This is a genomic window from Klebsiella sp. GN_Kp190 (genome assembly GCF_040061795.1).
Lineage (GTDB): Bacteria > Pseudomonadota > Gammaproteobacteria > Enterobacterales > Enterobacteriaceae > Klebsiella > Klebsiella michiganensis.
Window position 1 is genome coordinate 36,900 of record NZ_JBEAFN010000012.1, and the last position, 20,974, is coordinate 57,873.

At 58.2% G+C, this 20,974-nt stretch carries 18 protein-coding genes; 8 read left to right on the forward strand and 10 right to left on the reverse strand.

Annotated elements, in window-relative coordinates; all coding sequences use genetic code 11:
- Position 1: 1 nt before the first annotated feature.
- The 8 genes from ABLU67_RS09620 to ABLU67_RS09655 all read right to left on the reverse strand — a co-directional run bounded on the left by ABLU67_RS09620 (position 2) and on the right by ABLU67_RS09655 (position 10,138).
- Entirely contained in the window at positions 2 to 1,243 is a 1,242-nt protein-coding gene (locus ABLU67_RS09620) for an MFS transporter (RefSeq protein ID WP_025107089.1), read from the reverse strand.
- 150 nt (positions 1,244 to 1,393) lie between these two features.
- Positions 1,394 to 2,770, reverse strand: a complete 1,377-nt coding sequence (gene pheP / locus ABLU67_RS09625) for a phenylalanine transporter (RefSeq protein ID WP_048261542.1) — start codon at positions 2,768 to 2,770, stop codon at positions 1,394 to 1,396.
- Between the two features lie 105 nt (positions 2,771 to 2,875).
- Positions 2,876 to 5,113, reverse strand: coding sequence for a TonB-dependent siderophore receptor (locus ABLU67_RS09630; protein ID WP_163556892.1), 2,238 nt, complete (start codon positions 5,111 to 5,113; stop codon positions 2,876 to 2,878).
- A gap of 342 nt (positions 5,114 to 5,455) precedes the next feature.
- Entirely contained in the window at positions 5,456 to 6,409 is a 954-nt protein-coding gene (locus ABLU67_RS09635; RefSeq protein WP_014228266.1) for an aldo/keto reductase, read from the reverse strand.
- 131 nt (positions 6,410 to 6,540) lie between these two features.
- Complete coding sequence (locus ABLU67_RS09640) at positions 6,541 to 7,317, reverse strand: ABC transporter substrate-binding protein (protein ID WP_064378340.1); 777 nt, start codon at positions 7,315 to 7,317, stop codon at positions 6,541 to 6,543.
- Positions 7,318 to 7,336: 19 nt separating this feature from the next.
- Positions 7,337 to 8,515: a M20 aminoacylase family protein gene (locus ABLU67_RS09645; RefSeq protein WP_064378341.1), complete on the reverse strand. Its 1,179-nt coding sequence runs from the start codon at positions 8,513 to 8,515 to the stop codon at positions 7,337 to 7,339.
- A 439-nt stretch (positions 8,516 to 8,954) separates the two neighbouring features.
- Positions 8,955 to 9,437 carry an RcnB family protein gene (locus tag ABLU67_RS09650; protein ID WP_025107092.1) on the reverse strand — a complete coding sequence of 161 codons (483 nt, stop codon included), beginning with the start codon at positions 9,435 to 9,437 and terminating at the stop codon, positions 8,955 to 8,957.
- A gap of 308 nt (positions 9,438 to 9,745) precedes the next feature.
- A complete protein-coding gene (locus tag ABLU67_RS09655; RefSeq protein ID WP_004130158.1) occupies positions 9,746 to 10,138 on the reverse strand; it encodes a hypothetical protein in 393 nt (130 codons plus the stop codon).
- A 274-nt stretch (positions 10,139 to 10,412) separates the two neighbouring features.
- On the opposite strand from ABLU67_RS09655, the gene ABLU67_RS09660 reads away from it, so the two are divergent.
- The 8 genes from ABLU67_RS09660 (at position 10,413) to ABLU67_RS09695 (ending at position 20,245) form a co-directional block, all read left to right on the forward strand.
- Entirely contained in the window at positions 10,413 to 11,531 is a 1,119-nt protein-coding gene (locus tag ABLU67_RS09660; protein ID WP_009654147.1) for an ABC transporter substrate-binding protein, read from the forward strand.
- A 6-nt stretch (positions 11,532 to 11,537) separates the two neighbouring features.
- Positions 11,538 to 12,620 carry an iron ABC transporter permease gene (locus ABLU67_RS09665; RefSeq protein WP_032748538.1) on the forward strand — a complete coding sequence of 361 codons (1,083 nt, stop codon included), beginning with the start codon at positions 11,538 to 11,540 and terminating at the stop codon, positions 12,618 to 12,620.
- Positions 12,617 to 13,408 carry an ABC transporter ATP-binding protein gene (locus ABLU67_RS09670; RefSeq protein ID WP_025107094.1) on the forward strand — a complete coding sequence of 264 codons (792 nt, stop codon included), beginning with the start codon at positions 12,617 to 12,619 and terminating at the stop codon, positions 13,406 to 13,408. Before ABLU67_RS09665 ends, ABLU67_RS09670 begins: the two co-directional genes overlap by 4 nt.
- A gap of 288 nt (positions 13,409 to 13,696) precedes the next feature.
- Entirely contained in the window at positions 13,697 to 14,620 is a 924-nt protein-coding gene (locus tag ABLU67_RS09675) for an aminoimidazole riboside kinase (protein WP_064378342.1), read from the forward strand.
- A 164-nt stretch (positions 14,621 to 14,784) separates the two neighbouring features.
- Positions 14,785 to 16,302, forward strand: coding sequence for a carbohydrate porin (locus ABLU67_RS09680; RefSeq protein ID WP_004848527.1), 1,518 nt, complete (start codon positions 14,785 to 14,787; stop codon positions 16,300 to 16,302).
- 137 nt (positions 16,303 to 16,439) lie between these two features.
- On the forward strand, positions 16,440 to 17,810 hold the full coding sequence (locus tag ABLU67_RS09685) for a sucrose-specific PTS transporter subunit IIBC (protein WP_014837718.1): 1,371 nt from the start codon (positions 16,440 to 16,442) through the stop codon (positions 17,808 to 17,810).
- A complete protein-coding gene (locus ABLU67_RS09690; protein WP_064378344.1) occupies positions 17,810 to 19,210 on the forward strand; it encodes a sucrose-6-phosphate hydrolase in 1,401 nt (466 codons plus the stop codon). The genes ABLU67_RS09685 and ABLU67_RS09690 overlap by 1 nt, the downstream gene beginning before the upstream one ends.
- A 30-nt stretch (positions 19,211 to 19,240) precedes the next feature.
- Positions 19,241 to 20,245 carry a LacI family DNA-binding transcriptional regulator gene (locus ABLU67_RS09695; RefSeq protein WP_049079246.1) on the forward strand — a complete coding sequence of 335 codons (1,005 nt, stop codon included), beginning with the start codon at positions 19,241 to 19,243 and terminating at the stop codon, positions 20,243 to 20,245.
- A 107-nt stretch (positions 20,246 to 20,352) separates the two neighbouring features.
- Here ABLU67_RS09695 and ABLU67_RS09700 read toward each other — a convergent pair whose 3' ends face one another.
- Complete coding sequence (locus ABLU67_RS09700; protein ID WP_032748533.1) at positions 20,353 to 20,649, reverse strand: hypothetical protein; 297 nt, start codon at positions 20,647 to 20,649, stop codon at positions 20,353 to 20,355.
- Complete coding sequence (locus tag ABLU67_RS09705; RefSeq protein WP_032694593.1) at positions 20,636 to 20,974, reverse strand: helix-turn-helix transcriptional regulator; 339 nt, start codon at positions 20,972 to 20,974, stop codon at positions 20,636 to 20,638. The genes ABLU67_RS09700 and ABLU67_RS09705 overlap by 14 nt, the downstream gene beginning before the upstream one ends.

Sequence of the window (20,974 nt, forward strand, 5' to 3'; positions counted from 1 at the left end):
ATTAACGCTGCTCTTTCTCGTTGTAATGGAAAGAGAAAAGGAAAATCAGCGCGATAACCGCAGCGGCCACCGCCGGGATCCACCAGAAGGTCACCCACGCCTGCGGTACGCTCTGGCCTGCCACCAGATGGTTGTACAGCGCGCCGGAGATCTGCGACCCCAGCAGCATGCCGATACCGTAGGTGAACATCACGATCATGCTTTGCGCCTGGCCCTTCACTTTTTCACCGGCCACGCGGTCGGTATAGATAAAGCCGACAACAAAGAAAAAGTCATAGCACACGCCGTGCAGCAGGATGCCGAGATAGAGCAGGAAGCGCCCCTCTTCGCTGACCCCCAGCGCAAAGAAGGCGTAGCGCACGAACCACGCCGCCATGCCGATCAGCAGCATGTATTTCACCCCGAGGCGGCGGAACAGCAGCGGGATCACCAGCATAAAGAAAATTTCTGACATCTGACCGAACGACATCGCGGTGCTGACGTCCGCGATGCCGGCATCCGCCAGATAAGAGGCGGTATAGGCGTAGTAGGTCCCCAGCGGAATCGAAATCAGCGTCGCGCAGAGGGAGAAAATCAGGAAGTGGCGCGTTTTCAGCAGCGCGAAAGCGTCGGCGCACAGCAGATCGCGAAACTGGACCGGCGTCCCTTTCGCCGGCGCCGGCGTGTGCGGTAGCGTCAGGCTATAAACGGCCAACGCCGCCGAGCAGAGCGCCGCCAGGGTAAAAATGCCGGTGGTATCGGAGATACCGGTGACGCCGATGAAGATACCGGCGATAATCCAGCCGATGGTGCCGAAGACGCGCACCACCGGAAAGGTTTTATCGACGTTCGCCAGGCTGTGGAAAGCGATGTTGTTGGTCAGCGCCAGCGTCGGCATATAGCACAGGGTGTAGCCGAACAGCAGGCCAATCAGCAGCGCGCCGTTTTGCGCCACCAGCGCCTGCGGGACAAACCACAGAATAACCGCTCCGGCCAGATGCATCACCGCCATCACCTTCTGCGAAGCGAAAAAGCGATCGACCAGCATTCCCAGCACAAACGGCGAGAGAATAGACGCAATCGGCCCGGCGGAGAAAGCATCGCCGATCAGCAGCGACATCTCATAGCGGGTCATCACCAGCCCCAGCGTCACCGACCAGCTACCCCAGATAAAGAACTGCATAAACATCATTAACGACAGCCGCGGCACCAGAAAACGGTGGGCTACGCGGGGACTTTCACGACCTTCGGTTGTTGTGACCATTTCGACCGCCCTCAAAAAGTAATCGATTACAAATACGCTCAAATAAAAAGTAATCGATTACAAAAAGAAGGTCGCGGGCAAAATACGCTAAGCGCGAAGAAGATCACAATAAAAAGAGATAATGCCCCGCCGGACGACGGGGCGATCGCGCTACGCCGAACGGCGCAGGGTTTTAAAGGCCACAAACAGGAACAGGATCCACACCGGCAGCAGAATCGCCGACAGGCGCATCCCGTCAATCGTGCACATCAGCACCAGGATCAGCCCCAGAAAGGCGATACAGATATAGTTTCCGGCGGGCGACAGCAGCGCTTTAAACTTCGACTCGCGCCCCTTGCGCCGCTGGGCGGCGCGAAACTTGAGGTGCGCCAGGCAGATCATAATCCAGTTCAGCAGCAGCGTTGCTACCACCAGCGCCATCAGCAGGCCGAGGGCTTTCTGCGGCAGCAGATAGTTAAGCAGCACCACCAGCGAGGTGATAATCCCCGAGAGCAGCAGGGAGTTAACCGGCACGCCGCGCTTGCTGACGCGGGCGAGAAACTTCGGCGCATTGCCCTGTACCGACAGACCGAACAGCATCCGGCTATTTGAGTAAACGCCGCTGTTATAAACCGACAGCGACGCTACCAGAATCACGAAGTTCAGCGCGGAAGCCACCACGTTGCTGTCGAGATTATGAAAGATCATCACGAACGGGCTGCTGTCGGATTTGATTTCCACCCACGGATAGAGCGCCAGCAGAACCACCAGCGAACCGATATAAAACAGCAGAATACGGTATACCACCTGGTTAACCGCTTTCGGGATGCTCTTTTCCGGGTTCTGCGCTTCCGCGGCGGTAATGCCGATAAGCTCCAGTCCGCCGAAGGAGAACATGATCACCGCCAGCGACACGATCAGGCCGTGCCAGCCGGTGGCGAAGAAACCACCGTGTTTCCACAGGTTATCGATTCCCGCCTTGCTGCCGCCGTGTCCGCCGAACAGCATCCACAGGCCAAAGCCGATCATGCCGATAATCGCCAGCACCTTAATCAGCGCGAACCAGAACTCCGCTTCGCCGTACAGGCGCACGTTCACCAGGTTTACGGCGTTGATAATGATGAAGAACGCGGCGGCCCAGATCCACGTCGGCACATCCGGCAGCCAGTACTGCATATAGATCCCGGCGGCGGTCAGCTCCGCCATCCCGACCAGCACGAACATCACCCAGTAGTTCCAGCCGGAAAGAAAACCGGCGAACGGGCCCCAGTATTTATAAGCAAAGTGGGCAAAGGAGCCTGAAACCGGTTCTTCGACGACCATTTCGCCCAGCTGGCGCATGATTAGAAAGGCAACTATCCCGGCGACGGCATAGCCGAGCAGTACGGCCGGTCCCGCCATTTGAATCGCCGGCCCGATGCCGAGAAACAGGCCAGTACCGATGGCGCCGCCAAGGGCGATAAGTTGAATATGTCGGTTCTGTAAACCGCGATGAAGCGTCGGGCCGCTTTCCTCTACGGCATCCGACGATGTTGACGCGTCTTTCACGTCGATCCCCTGTGTGTTTATATGAAGGGGCACCTTTTAACACTAAGCCGGGCCGGTCGCAACCCGCAGGAAACGAGCCGCCCTGCCCGCTCCTGCGGTTTTGCCTTAAAATTCGTAGCCGACCGAAACCTTGAACGTGCGCGGTTCGCCGCGGAACAGATAGGTTCCGCTGTCGTCCGCGCCGGACCAGTAGTTCTCATCCGTCACGTTATCGACGCCCGCGCGTACCGTCATCTGATTCTGGTTCTCGTTAAGCGCCAGACGATAGCGCACGCCGAGATCCAGGGTCGTGAAGCTATCAATCTTCTTGCTGTTCGCCTGGTCGGCATACTGCGAACCCGAGTGATTGAGGCGTGCGGTGGCGGTCAGGCCGTCGATAGGTTTGATGTCATACTCTGCGCCAAGCACCGCGTAGAAGCCCGGTACGCCGATGGCCGTTTTACCATCATTGACGCCATCCTTGGTTTTCGACAGTTCGGCTTTCAGCCAGGTCGCGCTGGCGTTAAGGCGCAGGCCGTACAGCGGTTCGCCGAAAACGTTAAATTCCACGCCGCGATTGCGCTGCTCGCCGTTAAGGCCATAGCGTTTCTGGCTATCCAGGAAGGCGGAAGGCATTTTAATTTCAAACAGCGCCAGCGAGCCGCCAATGCGGCCAAAATCCGCCTTCATCCCGACTTCGTTTTGTTTTGAGTGAATAATTCCGACGCTTTCCCCATAGTTAGCGGCGGAGGTTGGCGCATTGCTGCCCGGCTGCAGGGCTTCGGTATGGTTAGCGTATAAAGAGAGAACCTGCCACGGCTTATAGACCACGCCATAGGTCGGCATCCAGCGGCTATCGTCATACGCATCGCTTTGCAGGCCGGTGACTTTATCGTAGTTGCGCACCACCACTTTTTGATGACGGGCGCCGACGGTGAACAGCAGCGTATCGTCCAGCACGCCGAGGGTGTCGCTCAGCAGCCAGCCCTGGGAACGGGTGCGGCCGCTGGTGAGCGGATCGCCATAGTCGCCGCCGAATGATGCGTTCGCCGGGGGCGCAACCGGACGGGTATCGTAGATATTCACCAGCGGATTATCCGCCGCCTTCGACATCCGCCACGCGGTTTTGTCGTTCTGGGTTTTCGCCGAATAGCCGACGTTGACCTTGTGCGACACAAAACCGGTGGCGAATTCGCCGCGTATCCCGGCCATGCCGCTGGCGGTATCCATATAGCGGTTGGTGTCCAGGCGCCCCGCCGTGGCGTTGCCCGCCCGGTCAATCAGCTTCGAGGCGCTATAGAGACCGATTTCATGGGCATGCTGCGCCCCCAGAGCGGCGTAGGCGGTCCATTTATCGACAATGTCGTATTCCATTCTCAGCATACCGAACTCATTTTCGATATCGCTGTAAGCCCATTTTTGCGTGTAGTTGTGGGTGTTATCCGGCAGGCGCGGAATAAAATCGACGCCCGAAATGTTGATGCCCATCGGGCTACCGTGGAAGGTTTTTTTCTGATAGCCAAAGTCAAACGAGCTGCGCATCCGTTCGCCGCGATAATCGAGCCCTATGGAGGCCAGCGTGGTTCTGCGCTTATCACTCTCCACCGCCGCCTCGCCTTCGCGGTGCACCAGATTCACCCGCGCGCCGAACTGGTTGTCGTCGCCAAAGCGGCGGCCCAAATCCAGCGTACCGCCGACCTGAGAATCCGAGGTATAGTCGACGCCCACGCGGGCGGTCGGGGTATCTTCCGCGCGCTTAGGCTCCAGGTTGATCATCCCGCCGACGCCGGAGCTGGCCGCACCGTTAAGCAGAGCGTTGGCGCCTTTAAAAATTTCGACCCGCTCAAGCATGGCGGTATCCACCACCTGACGCGGCACCACGCCCGCCAGCCCGCTCAGGGTCATATCATCGCCGTCAAATTTAAGGCCGCGAATGCGGTAGGTCTCGGCGTAGTTACCGTAGCCCTGCACCGGCTGAACCCCGGCATCGTTGCTGACCACATCGGCGATGGTTTTCGCCTGCTGATCCTCGATAAGCTTCGAGGTATAGCCGATGATGCTAAACGGAACGTCCATCGCGTTTTGTTCGCCGAGCATCCCTAGACGGCCGCCGTTGGCTATCTGACCATCGAGATAGGCGGGCACTATCAAATCGCCGCCGGCTTTAAAATCGCTGGCGGATGCGGCCTGAACGACCATCGTTTCTTCGCTTTTCTGGCGTTCGGCGACGTTTTCCGCCGCCGTTGCCGAATGGGAGATTGCGCCAATGGTTAACGCCAGCAGCGTTTTCCGCAGCGGGAAAGCCGGTGCGGCGCAGCCGCTTAAGTTGGCAGAGACGGCCAGCGCCGGGAGAGTGCGTTTCATAAGATCAGTCCTGAACAAAATCAACGATCCGATAGTGACTCCGCCGCCGAAATTCGCGTTTCCGGTCTTGCGCCTGTGAGCCCCATCCAGTGCCTTCGCCGTTTCCCTGTGAGCCCGCGACGTACGCAGGTTATCTCCTGATAAAACCGCAAACAAGAAGAAGAATGAGAACTATACGCATTATCTTATCGTAATCAAGCCTGGCTTTTGCCGTCTGGAAAAACGTTTCATTTTTCGCTGAAAGGGATGCGCCGCAGAGGTTTGGGCGGAAGGTGAGGAAGCATGCGCAACAAAACGCGGAGAGACAAAAGGCCGGAACCCGACAGGCTCCGGCCTCAATCACTACGCGCTGGCGGTATCCAGACGCGCCAGCTGCCCGGCGCTCAGGCTCAGCGCGGCGGCGCGAGCAAAGCTCTCCACCTGAGCGAGGCTGGTGGCGCTGGCGATGGGCGCCGTCACGCCGTCGCGGCTCATCAGCCAGGCCAGCGCGACTTCGGCAGGTTTAGCGCCGCTTTGCTCCGCCACTTCAACCAGGGTATCGACAATACGCAGCCCGCGAGGATTGAGATATTTGCCGATACCGCCCCCGCGCTGGCTTTGCGCCAGGTCGGACTGCTGGCGGTATTTGCCGGTCAGGAAGCCGGACGCCAGGCTGTAGTAGGTCACCACGCCGATATCGCGGCTGATGCACAGGTCGCAGAGCGCGCCCTCAAAAGCCGAGCGATGATAAAGATTGTATTCCGGCTGCAGCACCTGCCAGGCCGGCAGGCCGCTTTTACGCGACACCTCCAGCGCGCCTGAAAGCTGCTGCGCATCGAGGTTCGAGGCGCCCATGGCGCGGATTTTCCCCGCCTGCTGTAGGGCGTGGAAGGCGTCGAGGGTTTCGGCGACCGGCGTTTCCGGGTCCGGCCAGTGGGCGAAATAGAGGTCAATATAATCGGTATTCAGGCGTCGCAGGGAGTCGTCCACCGCCTGCTGGATCCAGGCTTTTTTCAACCCTTTATGACCGGGAAGGCCTAAATCGGAACCCACTTTGGTGAAGAGCTTTACCTTATCGCGCATGCCTGGCCGCGCCTGTAGCCAGCGGCCGATAATGGTTTCAGACTCGCCGCCCTGGTTGCCATCCGCCCAGCGGGAGTAAACATCCGCCGTGTCGATAGCATCGAAGCCGTGGTCTATAAACGCATCAAGAATGGCAAAACTGGTTTTTTCATCGATGGTCCAGCCAAAAACGTTACCGCCAAACACCAGCGGGGCGATGGAAAATCCGGTTTTGCCCAGGGGACGTGTCATCATGCCGTTCACTCCTTATCGCTTATATTCAGTATCCTTCGGAACGCCGTGAGGGCCAGAAAAGGACAATTACGGGATAGTAAGAAAAGGAAGCTTGAAGCGGGCTATCCGTGCCCGCTGAATGCATAACAACATTATGTCCCGGAATAGACGTCAAAGCTAAAATATTTCCCGGCTAACTTTTTATAGGTGCCGTCGGCGAGAATAGTGGCAATCGCGCCGTTTATCTCCTGGCGCAGGGCATCGTCTTCCTTGCGCAGGCCAATCGCCGCGCCGGCGCCGAACAGCTTGTCGTCCTTCAGGTGGCCGCCAACGAAGGCAAAATCTTTACCCTGCGGCTGCCGCAGGAAGCTGTAGTCGGCCATCATCCCGGAAAGCACCGCGCCGTCAATACGCCCGGACTCCAGATCCTGAACCACGCGATCCGCCCCCTGATAGGCGACGATATTGATCCCCGCCGTGCGCCAGTGCTGGTTAACGTAAGTCTCCTGCGCCGAGCCCTGCTCTACGCCGATGGTTTTGCCCTTCAGCTGCTCGACGGTATTCCCGGCCAGGGTGTTTTTACGCGCCACGAGGAACACCGGGCCGTTGTACAGCTTGTCGCTAAAGCCGATCTGCTCTTTGCGCTTCTCGGTCATATACATGCCGGAGAGGATCGCGTCGAACTTACGCGCCTTCAGCGCCGGAATAATGCCGTCGAAGTTGCTTTCCACCCACACGCACTTCGCCTGCAGCTGGGCGCAAATCGCGTTGCCGAGGTCAATATCAAAACCCGCCAGCTTACCCTGCGGATCTTTCCATTCAAACGGCGCGAAAGTCGGATCGACGCCAAAGCGAATTTCCTTATTTTCTGCGGCCAGGGCTGAAGTTGAGGCCATCAGCGCGACCCACAGCAGAAGAGATTTTTTCATTATTTACGGACTCCAGAGATCAACGGCAGTGTGTTTCAACTAACCGGGCGAACAGCGTCGCGCCGGTAGAAATAATGTCATCATTAAAGTCATAGCCGGGGTTGTGCACCATACAGCTGCCCTTCCCGCCTTTCTCGCCATTGCCCAGCAGGAAGTAGCAGCCGGGGCGCTGCTGGAGCATAAAGGCGAAATCTTCGCTGGCGTTCATCGGCGAAATGGATTCCAGCACGCCCTCCTCGCCAAAGACGTCCAGCGCCAGCGCTTTGGCGAATTCGGTCTCTTCGACGCTGTTGGTCAGTACCGGATAGGAGTCAAAAACCGCTACCTCGCTGCTGGCGCCGTAGCTTTTGGCGGTAAAATCAGCGAGCTCCTTGATCCGCTTAATCAGCAGGTCGCGAATTTCCGGCTTCATCGCCCGCACGCTCAGCTCCATCACCACGTTCTCAGGGATGACGTTGGAGGCGATACCCGCCTGGAAGGTGCCAACGCTCACCACCGCGGTTTCGCCCGGCGGTACGTTACGCGCAATGATGCTTTGCAGATTCATCACCAGCGCCGCGCCGGTAACAATGGGATCGACGGTGCGCTCGGGATGCGCGCCGTGGCCGCCGTAGCCGGTAATGGTGATTTTTACCGTATCCGCCGAGGCCATAAAATTCCCGGCGTAAAAGCCGATTTTCCCCACCGGCAGGCCCGGCATATTATGCAGGCCGAAGATGCGCTCGCAGGGAAAGCGCTCAAACAGGCCGTCTTTGATCATTAAATCCGCGCCGCCGATCGCTTCTTCCGCGGGCTGGAAAATCAGGTGTACCGTGCCGTTGAACTGGCAGGCCGGCGAGGCGATATATTTCGCCGCCGCCAGCAGAATGGTGGTGTGGCCGTCGTGGCCGCAGGCGTGCATTTTTCCGGCCACGGTGCTGGCCCAGGGGAGATCGGTCGCTTCGAAAATCGGCAGCGCGTCCATGTCGGCGCGCAGGCCGATAGTACGCGGCGAATCGCCCTTGCTTAACGTTCCTACCACCCCGGTTTTCGCCAGCCCGCGGGTCACCGTATAGCCCCACTCGGTCAGTTTTCCGGCCACCAGCTCGCTGGTATTAAACTCTTCCAGGCTTAATTCCGGATGGGCGTGCAAATAATGACGGATCGCAATCATTTCATCTTCGGTAGCTTTAATTTCAGGAATTACACAGTCGGTCATGCCGGTCTCCGGGATATAGAATCAAGTGCTAAGCTTTAATAACTTAACGTGCTAAGGGTTTATTGCAAGCAGGATTTCTTATTCCGCGCGGGGTTTTCATCTGATTTATTCATAGCGATTTAACGGCGAAGCGGACGAGTTTTACTATCACCTGAACCAGGAAACGTCTTACATTCTCTGCCTTTTATTAATCATGAAGCACAATACTCATTTATAAAGCCTAAATAAGCAGATAAAACATCAAAGAAGAGGCGCAAGGATGATATTTTCAACTTTGCGGTTTTTAAGCGGATTTGATGTGAGAACAGGGGCAGGTGGGCATCGCCCGATAGCGCCAGGCTGGCCGGACTACCGTCCCGCAGACGCGGAAATCGGTAGCGCGAACAGGTGCACAGCACCGCCTCCGGAGGAGGCGGTTGCGAGGTTAAAGCAGAAAAGGTTAGTGGCTCAGCGCGCCGTTAATCAGGATCGACGTAATAATCCCGGTCGCGGCGGCAATCAGCACATAGTTACCGTCAATATAGGACCAGTGCTGCCCGTGCGGCGGTGCCGGTAATCCGCGATCGTTCCAGTCGTTTATCCGGTAATCATTGCCGCGATAACGTTCCGGAGCCGGCTGACCTTTGCGAAAATCATGGCCGTTCCACGCGAAATGGTCCCGCTCATGGCGCTCCTGATGAGGGTTACCCTGCGGCCCCTTATCACCGCGCGACGGGCCACGGTTATCGTCGTTACCCTGATGATTGTTGGCCTGCGGCCCCTTGCCCGGCCCCTGCTGACGGTTGCCGTCCGGGCCGCCGCGGCCGGCGTCTTGCTGCCAGACCTGCTGCTGACCGCGGTTGTTGCCGCCAGGGCCATCCGCCCAGGAGACGGAAGTCAAAGCACAAGATAGAATAATCGCCAGTGAAAGAATCTTTTTCATAATACACCTCCTGATATATTTCCTTTGTACCGGGAAAATGTGGAGGAATAGTGAGTAACAATATAACCAGGACAATTCCTGGCTTATACCTTTCATCTTTTAAGGCGCATGTCCTGGCTGCATGCATTCCCCCCGTTCACCTGGCGACCGGTGCTCCCGGGGACTTATAAATTCGCCGCCGCTGTGCGGCTAAAAATCCAGGGAGAGAGCATGATAACGTTTTTAAAATATTATCCCGACGCTGAACAAAGCGCACCAAATAACAAAAAAGGCCGCTTTCGCGACCTTTTTTAGAAAATAGCCAGAGATTACTCAGTGACTTTGGTTTTTAGCTCTTCGGCACCCTGCTTGGTTTTATCCCAGCCTTCTTTGCTGACCTCTTTGGTCTTATTCCAGCCTTTTTCGGTGCCTTCTTTAGTCGCGTTCCAGCCCTTCTCAGTCCCTTCTTTGGTCTTATTCCAGGTTTTCTGCGCGCCTTCGCTAACTTCGCTGCCTACGCTGTCGCTTTTGCCTTCTGCCGCGTGTTTGGCTTTCAGCTGCTGCTCTTCACCCTGGTGCTGGGCCTCGTGCAGTTTTTCTTTCGCGGTGTTCGCCCCTTCATGGGCCGCCGCGACGGTATCGTCGGTTGCGTGTGTCGTTGTTGCAGCAAAAACAGGAGCTGCTACCAGAATCGCAGATAACGCAATCATTGCTTTTTTCATAATGTCCTCTCTCGCTAACGAACTTAATGTTATGAGTCGCATTTAGCATGGCACAAGATTTTACCGCCTGGCTTTAGGGATTGTTCTTAAAACTGATTTCGGACTTTTCTATCGACTTTTGGTCTGCCGCGTCCCGCTTCTGAATGCGCGAATAAATTCCAACAAATTTGTTACATTTTAAGTCATTTGCCGTTGATATACTTGCCGTTTATGTTTACACGAGAATAATTCTCAGAATCATTATATTTATAAATTAGCAAACGGAACGCATATTATGGCAAGAAAATCAGTAGGTTCGTTCATCCTTACTGCCCTGATTTCCACTCCTCTCTGTAGCTTTGCCGCGCAATATCCGCTCACCGTCACCGATCTCGACGGCCGCGCGATTACGCTCCAGCATGAGCCACAGCGCATTATCCTGCAGGATGGTCGCGATATTATGGCCATGGCCCTGCTCGACCGCGACAACCCCTTCAGGCGCGTCGTGGCATGGAATAACCTGGCCAGAAAACAGGACATCAATACCTGGAAAATGCTGCAAGAGAAGTGGCCGCAATCCGCTCAGATCCTCGATATGGGCTTTAGCGATAAGGGCAACGTTGACCTTGAGAGCGTCATTTCCCGCCAGCCGGACCTGATGATCGCCCAGCTTCGCGCGAAGCCCGCGCTGGAGGAGAGCGGTGTCATCAGCAAGCTCAGCGCGCTGAATATTCCCGTGCTGTTCGTCGATTATGAAATCAACCCCGGCAAAGACACCGCCCCGAGTATCGATCTGCTGGGGAAAGTTCTTAACCGTGAAGAAAACGCCAAAGCCTATACCGACTATTACCGTCAGCAGCTGGACGCCATCCGCCAGAAAACCGCGAACATCACGCCGAAGGCTAACGTTTTTGTCGAGGCGCTGGCGGGTAATAGCGATGCCTGCTGCTTTACCCACGGCCACAACGGCTGGGGTGGTCTGGTCGAAGCCGTCGGCGCGAACAATATCGGCTCGCAGCTGCTGCCGGGCGCTTCCGGCTTTGTGTCGCTGGAAAAAGTGATTAGCATGAAGCCGGATGCCTATATTATGACCGGTTCAAAACGCGGGAATAGCCAGGTGCTGCCGCTCGGTTTACAGGCCGATCCCCAGGAGGTCAATCGTCAGGCGGAGCGGCTGCTGTCGCGCACCGGCGTGAGCAACATCCCGACGATTGAAGCAAAACGCGCTTACGGCATTTACCACCACTTCTACAACCATCCGTGGAATATCGTCGGTATGGCGTATCTGGCGAAGGATATCTATCCCCAGACCTTCAGCGACCTCAACCCTGACGATAGCTGGCACTACATTGTCCGTCATTTCACCACCCTTCCCGATCTGCCGTTTGTTTTTTCCTGGCAACAAGGTGAGTAATTAGCCATGAGTCTCTCTCCTGAATCCGATATCGTCGCGTTCGGCGTCGATAGCCGTGACGTAATGGCAAACTACCGTCACATTGTGCGCCGCCGCGCCATCATGCTGCTGCTGCTGACGCTGTTGATTGTCGCCTCGCTGCTGCTCGACTTCGTGATGGGACCATCCGGCCTGTCGCTGCAGGCGCTTTGGCAAACCCTTACCGACCCGGCCAGCGCCAGCGCCGGGACGCGGGCGATCGTCTGGGATATCCGCATGCCCTATGCGCTGATGGCGATCGTCGTCGGCCTGGCTCTCGGCCTCGCCGGGGCGGAAATGCAGACCATCCTTAACAATCCGCTGGCGAGCCCGTTTACGCTCGGCGTCTCCTCGGCGGCGGCATTCGGCGCGGCGCTGGCTATCGTGCTGGGGATAGGGATTCCCGGCATTCCCGGCCAGTGGTTTGTCTCGGCCAACGCTTTTATCTTCGCTCTGCTGGCGGCGCTGCTGCTGGACGGCATTACGCGCTGGACCCAGGTCGCCACCTCCGGCGTCATTCTGTTCGGGATCGCGCTGGTGTTTACCTTCAATGCGCTGGTATCGATGCTGCAGTTTGTCGCCAATGAAGATACCCTCCAGGGGCTGGTGTTCTGGACGATGGGCAGCATTGACCGCGCCTCATGGCAAAAGGTGGGGATCCTGCTTGCGATACTGGCGGTCGTCATGCCGCTATCAATGCGCAGCGCGTGGAAGCTGACCGCGCTGCGCCTCGGCGAGGACCGGGCCGTCAGCTTCGGCATCAACGTGCGCCGCCTGCGCCTGACCACCCTGCTGCGCATCAGCGTTCTGTCGGCGATTTCGGTGGCGTTCGTTGGCCCAATCGGTTTTATCGGCCTGGTGGCGCCGCATATCGCCAGGCTGGTTTTCGGCGAAGATCACCGCTTTTACCTGCCGGCCAGCGCGTTAATCGGCGCCCTCGTCCTGTCGCTGGCTTCGGTTGCGGCAAAAAACCTGATTCCCGGCGCAGTGATTCCGGTGGGCATCGTCACCTCGCTGGTGGGGGTGCCTTTTTTCCTGAGCATCATTTTGCGCCATCGGGGGCACGTATGAGCCATGTTGTATCCGGACTGGCGCTGACCCATTTCAGCGCCGGTTATCCCAGACGTCAGGTGATTCGCGACCTGACGGTACCGCGGCTGCAGCGCGGTAAAATCACCGCGCTGCTCGGCCCCAACGGCAGCGGGAAATCCACCCTGATGCGGGCGATGGCCGGGCTGGGGCCGTCCGCGGGCGAGTTGTCGCTGGACGGTGAGAATCTGCTTGCCCTCCCCTTTGCCCGGCGTGCGGAAAAAGTGGTCTACCTGCCGCAGACGCTGCCCGCCGGCGTGCACTTGCGGGTGCTGGAGTCGATTATTGTCGCTCAACGCGCCGCCGGAGGAGCGCACAGCCCGGAAAATCAGGCGCAGGTGATGTCGCTGCTGCGCCAGCTAGGCATTGAACATCTGGCGCTGAGCTACCTCGACCGGCTATCCGGCGGGCAGAAGCAGCTCGTCGGCCTGGCGCAATCGCTTATCCGTCAGCCAGCCCTGCTGCTGCTGGATGAGCCCCTTAGCGCGCTGGATTTAAACTATCAGTTCCACGTGATGGATCTGGTGCGTGAGGAGACGCAGAGGCGCAACATCATCACGCTGGTGGTGGTTCACGACATCAATATCGCCCTGCGCCACGCGGATCACGTGCTGATGTTGAAAGAGGGACAACTGCTGGGGGACGGCGCGCCGGCCGAGGTGATTACCCCGCAGGCTCTGGCGGCGGTTTACGGCGTGCGCGGGCGCATCGAGCCCTGTTCTCAGGGGGTGATGCAGGTGATTATCGACGGTCTGGCGGCGGGGGCTTAGGGCTTAAGCGGCTGCGGCGTTGAACATCAAGCCCTGAGATCCCCTCTCTCCAGGGCTTTGCCGGAGGCGGCGCGCTGCGCCTCTCCGGCCTACCGCGTTATGCCGCCATCTCGCCCGCCGCCACCGGAAGCCCCTCCCGCCTGGCCGAATCATCGCTCTTTTGCTAACCAGCTCACGTTTTTATGCCCTGATTGGCACTTTTCCGCCCGTGACGTTCCCCTCATTCTGTCGCTATGCTTTAATGTGCTAAACCGGTTTAATTAAGTTTAGCTATGGAGAATTTTCAACATGAATGCAAAAGTTTGGGTTCTGGGAGACGCGGTAGTGGACCTGCTGCCGGAGAGCGAAGGCCGCCTGCTGCGCTGCCCCGGCGGCGCCCCGGCTAACGTGGCGGTCGGTATCGCCCGCCTTGGCGGCGACAGCGGATTTATCGGCCGCGTCGGCGACGATCCGTTTGGCCGCTTTATGCGCCATATCCTGCAACAGGAGCAGGTCGACGTCAGCCATATGCGCCTCGACGGCCAGCACCGTACCTCCACCGTGGTGGTCGACCTGGACGATCAGGGGGAACGTACCTTTACCTTTATGGTGCGCCCCAGCGCGGACCTGTTCCTGGCGGAAGAAGACCTGCCGCAGTTTACCGCCAACCAGTGGCTGCACGTCTGCTCCATCGCGCTCAGCGCCGAGCCCAGCCGCAGCACCACCTTCTCGGCGATGGAAAGCATCAAACATGCCGGCGGCCGGGTCAGCTTTGACCCCAATATCCGCCCGGACCTCTGGCAGGATCAGGAGCTGCTGCACGCCTGCCTCGATCGCGCCCTGCGCATGGCCAACGTGGTGAAGCTGTCGGAAGAGGAGCTGGTATTCATCAGCGGCAGTGATGATTTAGCCTACGGAATCGCCAGCGTGACCGAACGCTATCAGCCTGAACTGCTGCTGGTGACCCAGGGCAAAGCCGGCGTACTTGCCGCCTTTCAGCAGCAGTTTACCCATTTCAGCGCCAAGCCCGTTGTCAGCGTGGACACCACCGGCGCGGGCGACGCATTTGTCGCCGGACTGCTCGCAAGCCTTGCTGCCAACGGGATGCCGACGGATATCGCTGCGCTGGAACCGACGCTCACGCTGGCGCAAACCTGCGGCGCCCTGGCGACAACGGCGAAAGGCGCCATGACCGCCCTGCCATACCAGCGCGATCTTAATCGCCAGTTTTGATCCTTCAGGCCGCCGCGCGCGGCCCACTTTGTTGCATCCATCACATTTATTAAACCGGTTTAGCAAAATCCATTTCAAAATGTTAAGGGTCATGCTTAACATAGCGCCTAAACCGGTTTAGCAAAAAATGACATTTTACATTTTCCTTTCGGGATGCAACCAGCATGTATAAAAAAAGCACACTCGCCGTCCTTATCGCTTTGCTAACCGGCGCCGCCTCAGCCCACGCGCAAACGGATCTCAGCACGATCGAAGCCCGTTTGATCGCCCTGGAAAAACGCCTGCAGGAGGCGGAAAACCGGGCGCAAACTGCGGAAAACCGCGCCGAGTCGGCGGAGAAACAGGTCCAGCAGCTCACCGCGCAGCAGCAGAAAAATCAGGACACGACGCAGGAAGTGGTTCAACGTACCGCCAAACTCGAGAAGAAGGCCGATGAGAAAAGCGGCTTTGAGTTTCACGGCTACGCCCGCTCCGGCGTGATAATGAATGATTCCGCCGCCAGCACCAAATCCGGCGCCTACATGACGCCAGCGGGGGAAACCGGCGGGGCTATCGGTCGTCTGGGAAACCAGGCCGATACCTATGTTGAAATGAACCTTGAACACAAGCAGACCCTGGATAATGGCGCGACGACCCGTTTCAAAGTGATGGTCGCCGACGGACAAACCACTTATAACGACTGGACGGCAAGCAGCAGCGATTTGAACGTTCGTCAGGCCTTTGTCGAACTGGGCAACTTGCCCACCTTCACAGGGGCGTTTAAAGGCTCCACCCTGTGGGCCGGGAAACGCTTCGACCGCGACAACTTTGATATTCACTGGATTGACTCTGACGTTGTGTTCCTCGCCGGTACCGGCGGCGGTATTTACGACGTCAGGTGGAACGACAGCATCCGCAGCAACCTCTCGCTTTACGGGCGCAATTTCGGCGATATTGCTGACTCGAGCAACAGCGTGCAGAACTATATCCTCAGCATGAACAACTTCATCGGTCCGGTGCAGGTGATGGTCAGCGGGATGCGGGCAAAAGACAACGACGACCGTCAGGATACCAACGGTAACCCGGTCAAAGGCGATGCGGCAAATACCGGGGTACATACGCTGCTCGGCCTGCACAACGACAGTTTTTACGGTCTGCGTGAAGGCACCAGCAAAACCGCCCTGCTCTACGGTCACGGCCTGGGCGCGGAAGTTAAAGGTATCGGCTCTGACGGCGCGCTACGGTCGGGAGCCAACACCTGGCGCTTCGCCAGCTATGGCACCACCCCGCTCAGCGAAAACTGGTCTATCGCCCCGGCGATCCTGGCGCAAAGCAGTAAAGGCCGTTATGCCGATGGCGACAGCTATCAGTGGGCCACGCTCAACATGCGCCTGATCCAGGAGATCAACCAGAACTTCGCTCTCGCTTACGAAGGCAGCTACCAGTATATGGATCTCAAACCCGAAGGTTATAACGATCGTCATGCGGTAAACGGTAGCTTCTACAAGCTCACCTTCGCCCCGACATTTAAGGTCGGCAGCATCGGTGATTTCTTCAGCCGCCCTGAAATCCGCCTTTACACCTCGTGGATGGACTGGAGCAAAAAACTGAATAATTACGCCAGCGATGACGCGCTGGGCAGCAATGGTTTTACCTCGGGCGGCGAATGGTCGTTCGGTATGCAGATGGAAACCTGGTTCTGACGGTGAATGCCTGACGACAGGCCCCTCCGGGGCGACGACGCGCCTTTCATCGCCCCGGACACAATAACGACGCAGAGACTGCGCCCCCGTTAACGCGGGACGACAACACGAATTTTTTTACGCATTCAGAGGGTACTATGGATTTTGAACAGATTTCCCGCTCGCTGCTTCCGCTTCTGGGAGGCAAGGAAAATATCGCCAGCGCCGCGCACTGCGCCACACGCCTGCGCCTGGTGCTGGTCGATGACGCGCTGGCCGACCAGCAGGCTATCGGTAAAATTGAAGGGGTTAAGGGCTGTTTCCGCAATGCCGGGCAGATGCAGATTATTTTCGGCACAGGGGTGGTGAATAAAGTCTACGCCGCCTTTATTCAGGCGGCAGGTATAAGCGAATCCAGCAAATCGGAGGCCGCCGACATCGCGGCGAAAAAGCTTAATCCTTTCCAGCGCATCGCGCGCCTGCTGTCGAACATCTTCGTACCGATTATCCCGGCTATCGTCGCCTCCGGCCTGCTGATGGGCCTGCTGGGGATGGTCAAAACCTACGGCTGGGTTGACCCGAGCAACGCCCTCTACATCATGCTGGATATGTGCAGTTCGGCGGCGTTTATCATTCTGCCGATCCTGATTGGCTTTACCGCGGCCCGCGAATTCGGCGGTAACCCCTATCTCGGCGCGACGCTCGGCGGCATTCTGACCCACCCGGCGCTGACTAACGCCTGGGGCGTGGCCGCCGGTTTCCATACCATGAACTTCTTCGGCCTCGAAATCGCCATGATCGGCTATCAGGGGACGGTGTTCCCGGTGCTGCTGGCGGTATGGTTTATGAGCATCGTTGAGAAGCAGCTGCGCCGCGCGATCCCCGATGCCCTGGACCTGATCCTGACGCCGTTCCTGACGGTGATTATTTCCGGTTTTATCGCCCTGCTGATTATCGGCCCGGCCGGTCGCGCGCTCGGCGACGGCATTTCGTTTGTCCTCAGCACTCTGATTAGCCACGCCGGCTGGCTGGCCGGGCTGCTGTTTGGCGGTCTCTATTCGGTTATCGTCATTACCGGTATTCACCACAGCTTCCACGCCATCGAAGCCGGGCTGCTGGGCAACCCGTCCATCGGGGTCAACTTCCTGCTGCCGATCTGGTCCATGGCCAACGTCGCCCAGGGCGGCGCCTGCCTGGCGGTATGGTTTAAAACCAAAGACGTCAAAATCAAAGCCATCGCGCTGCCCTCGGCGTTTTCCGCTATGCTGGGCATCACCGAGGCGGCGATTTTTGGTATCAACTTACGCTTCATGAAGCCGTTTATCGCGGCGCTGATCGGCGGCGCGGCGGGCGGCGCGTGGGTCGTGTCAGTGCACGTCTATATGACCGCAGTCGGCCTGACGGCGATTCCCGGCATGGCCATCGTGCAGGCCAGCTCGCTGCTGAACTACATTATCGGCATGGTCATCGCCTTTGGCGTCGCTTTCGTCGTCTCTCTGCTGCTGAAATACAAAACGGACGCTGAATAATGTCACTACCATCACGTCTGCCTGCGATTTTGCAGGCCGTTATGCAGGGCCAGCCGCGCGCGCTGGCCGATAGCCATTATCCACGCTGGCACCATGCGCCGGTGACCGGGCTGATGAACGACCCCAACGGCTTTGTCGAGTTTGCCGGGCGCTATCATCTGTTCTACCAGTGGAACCCGCTCGCCTGCGATCATAAGTTCAAGTGCTGGGCGCACTGGAGTTCAGAGGATCTGCTGCGCTGGCGGCATGAGCCTATTGCGCTGATGCCGGATGAAGAGTACGACCGCAACGGCTGCTACTCCGGCAGCGCGGTGGATAACAACGGTACGCTCACCCTGTGCTATACCGGCAACGTGAAGTTTGACGACGGCGGCCGAACCGCGTGGCAGTGCCTGGCGACGGAAAACGCCGACGGTACCTTCCGCAAAATCGGTCCGGTCCTGCCGCTGCCGGAGGGCTATACCGGCCACGTGCGCGACCCGAAGGTCTGGCGGCATAAAGACCGCTGGTACATGGTACTGGGTGCGCAGGATCGGCAAAAGCGCGGTAAGGTGCTGCTGTTCAGCTCCCCGGACCTTCATCAGTGGCGCAGCGAGGGCGAAATCGCCGGCTACGGCCTCAATGGCCTCGACGACGCCGGCTATATGTGGGAGTGTCCGGATCTGTTTCCGCTCGGCGACCAGCATATTCTGATCTGCTGCCCGCAGGGGATTGCCCGCGAAGAAGAGCGCTTCCTCAATACCTATCCGGCGGTGTGGATGGCCGGTAGTTTCGACGACCATCGCGCCGCGTTCAAACACGGCGAGCTGCACGAGCTGGACGCAGGGTTTGAGTTTTATGCCCCGCAAACCATGCACACCAGCGATGGCCGCCGCCTGCTGGTCGGCTGGATGGGCGTCCCGGACGGCGAAGAGATGCTTCAGCCGACGCTTGCCAGCGGCTGGATCCACCAGATGACCTGCCTGCGCGAGCTGGAATTTATCGACGGCCGGCTCTACCAGCATCCGCTGCGCGAGCTGACCGCCCTGCGCGGGGAGGCGCACGGCTGGCAGGGGAACGCACTGCCGCTGGCGCCGATGGAAATCGCGCTGCAAACCGCCGGCGACGACGCGCTAAGCCTTGATTTCGGCGGCGCGTTAACCCTGGAGCGCGACGCCAGCGGTATCCGTCTGGCGCGACGCAGCCTCGCCAGCGACGAAATGCACTATCGCTACTGGCGCGGCGAGGTGCGCTCGCTGCGGATTTTCATCGATCGGTCGAGCGTGGAGATTTTCATCAACGACGGCGAGGGGGTGATGAGCAGCCGCTGCTTCCCGGATTATCCGGCGCAGCTGATTTTCTCCGGCAGCGCGCCGGATGCATTCTGCTACTGGCCGCTGCGAACATGCATGATAGAATAAGCGTTTTGCTTTCAGGCTCATGGCGTCGTAATGAAAACCAAACGCGTAACCATTAAAGATATCGCCGAACTGGCGGGCGTTTCCAAAGCGACCGCCAGCCTGGTGCTGAACGGTCGTGGCAAGGAGCTGCGCGTGGCGCAGGAAACGCGCGAGCGCGTGCTGGCGATTGCCCGCGAGCAGCACTATCAGCCGAGCATTCACGCCCGCTCGCTGCGCGATAACCGCAGCCACACCATCGGCCTGGTGGTGCCGGAGATCACCAACTACGGCTTTGCGGTCTTTTCCCATGAGCTGGAGATGCTGTGCCGCGAAGCGGGCGTCCAGCTGCTGATCTCCTGTACCGATGAAAACCCCGGTCAGGAGAGCATGGTGGTCAATAACATGATTGCCCGCCAGGTCGACGGCCTGATCGTCGCCTCCTGTATGCACAGCGATGCCGACTACCTGAAGCTCAGCGAACAGCTGCCGGTGGTGCTGTTTGACCGCTGTCCTACTGAAAGCGCGCTGCCGCTGGTGATGACCGATTCGATTACCCCGACGGCGGAGCTGATTTCCCGCATCGCGCCTCAGCATCACGATGAGTTCTGGTTTTTAGGCGGCCAGCCGCGTCTGTCGCCCTCCCGCGATCGCCTGGCCGGGTTTACGCAGGGTCTGACTCAGGCGGGCATTGCGCTGCGCCCGGAGTGGGTGATCAACGGCAACTATCACCCCAGCTCCGGCTATGAGATGTTCGCCGCCCTCTGCGCGCGCCTGGGCCGGCCGCCAAAGGCGCTGTTTACCGCCGCCTGTGGTCTGCTGGAAGGGGTGCTGCGCTATATGAGCCAGCACCATTTACTGGATTCAGACATCCACCTGGCAAGTTTTGACGATCACTATCTCTACGATTCGCTGTCGCTGCGTATTGATACCGTCCAGCAGGACAACCGCCAGCTGGCCTGGCACTGCTACGATTTAATCAGCCAGCTGATTGACGGCAATGCGCCTGAGCCGCTACAGCGCTACCTGCCGGCGACGCTGCAGTTTCGGCATCGGTGATACTACGGAGGTTTAAAAGGTTATCGAAACGCGTTAACGGACTATTTGTCTTGCCGCGTTGAAAATGCAGTGGCACCGGACGCATTAAAGCCACGACTTACGTAGTCTCAAAATCTCTTCTGGCGCGCCTTCAAATATGAAAGGATTAAAAAACATCCTTCCCCAGAAGAGTTTTCTGTCCACTTCACTTGCAAACCAGGGGCAGGTACAATTGCGCCTCTGACTAAAGGAAGCTCCGGCACATAAACCGCTATCGCCTCTTTCCGCTCCAGATAACTGCGGCCGTAGTTGAAAATAAACCGACCGTTGTCTCTGCTTAACACTCCGGCGACAACGGGTTCTGTTGCTCCAGGCAGCCAGATCCAGACATACACTTGCTCAAGGCTATTCTCAGAAGTCATCATTTATCACCTTCCTTGAGTGATGAACCGCACGCGGCATTAATGACAGCGTTTTCTCTGCATTAGCAATATGTAACGCCAGAGCAGAACGATCTGGCGTAAACAGCGGCACGCCCACTATTGTCGCCAGTTCAAATACCGCGCCAATCGCACATCCCATATCGCCTTCCTCAGCACGATAAACCAGCCCACGCGACACGCCAGCACGTTCTGCCAGCTCCTCGATAGTGAGTCTGGATTCTATGCGTGCGGTGCGGATCATCATTCCCAGCAACCGTGCTGCATCGCGACTGTAACGAGAGTAGGTTCGGGTTGACGGCTTTGCCAT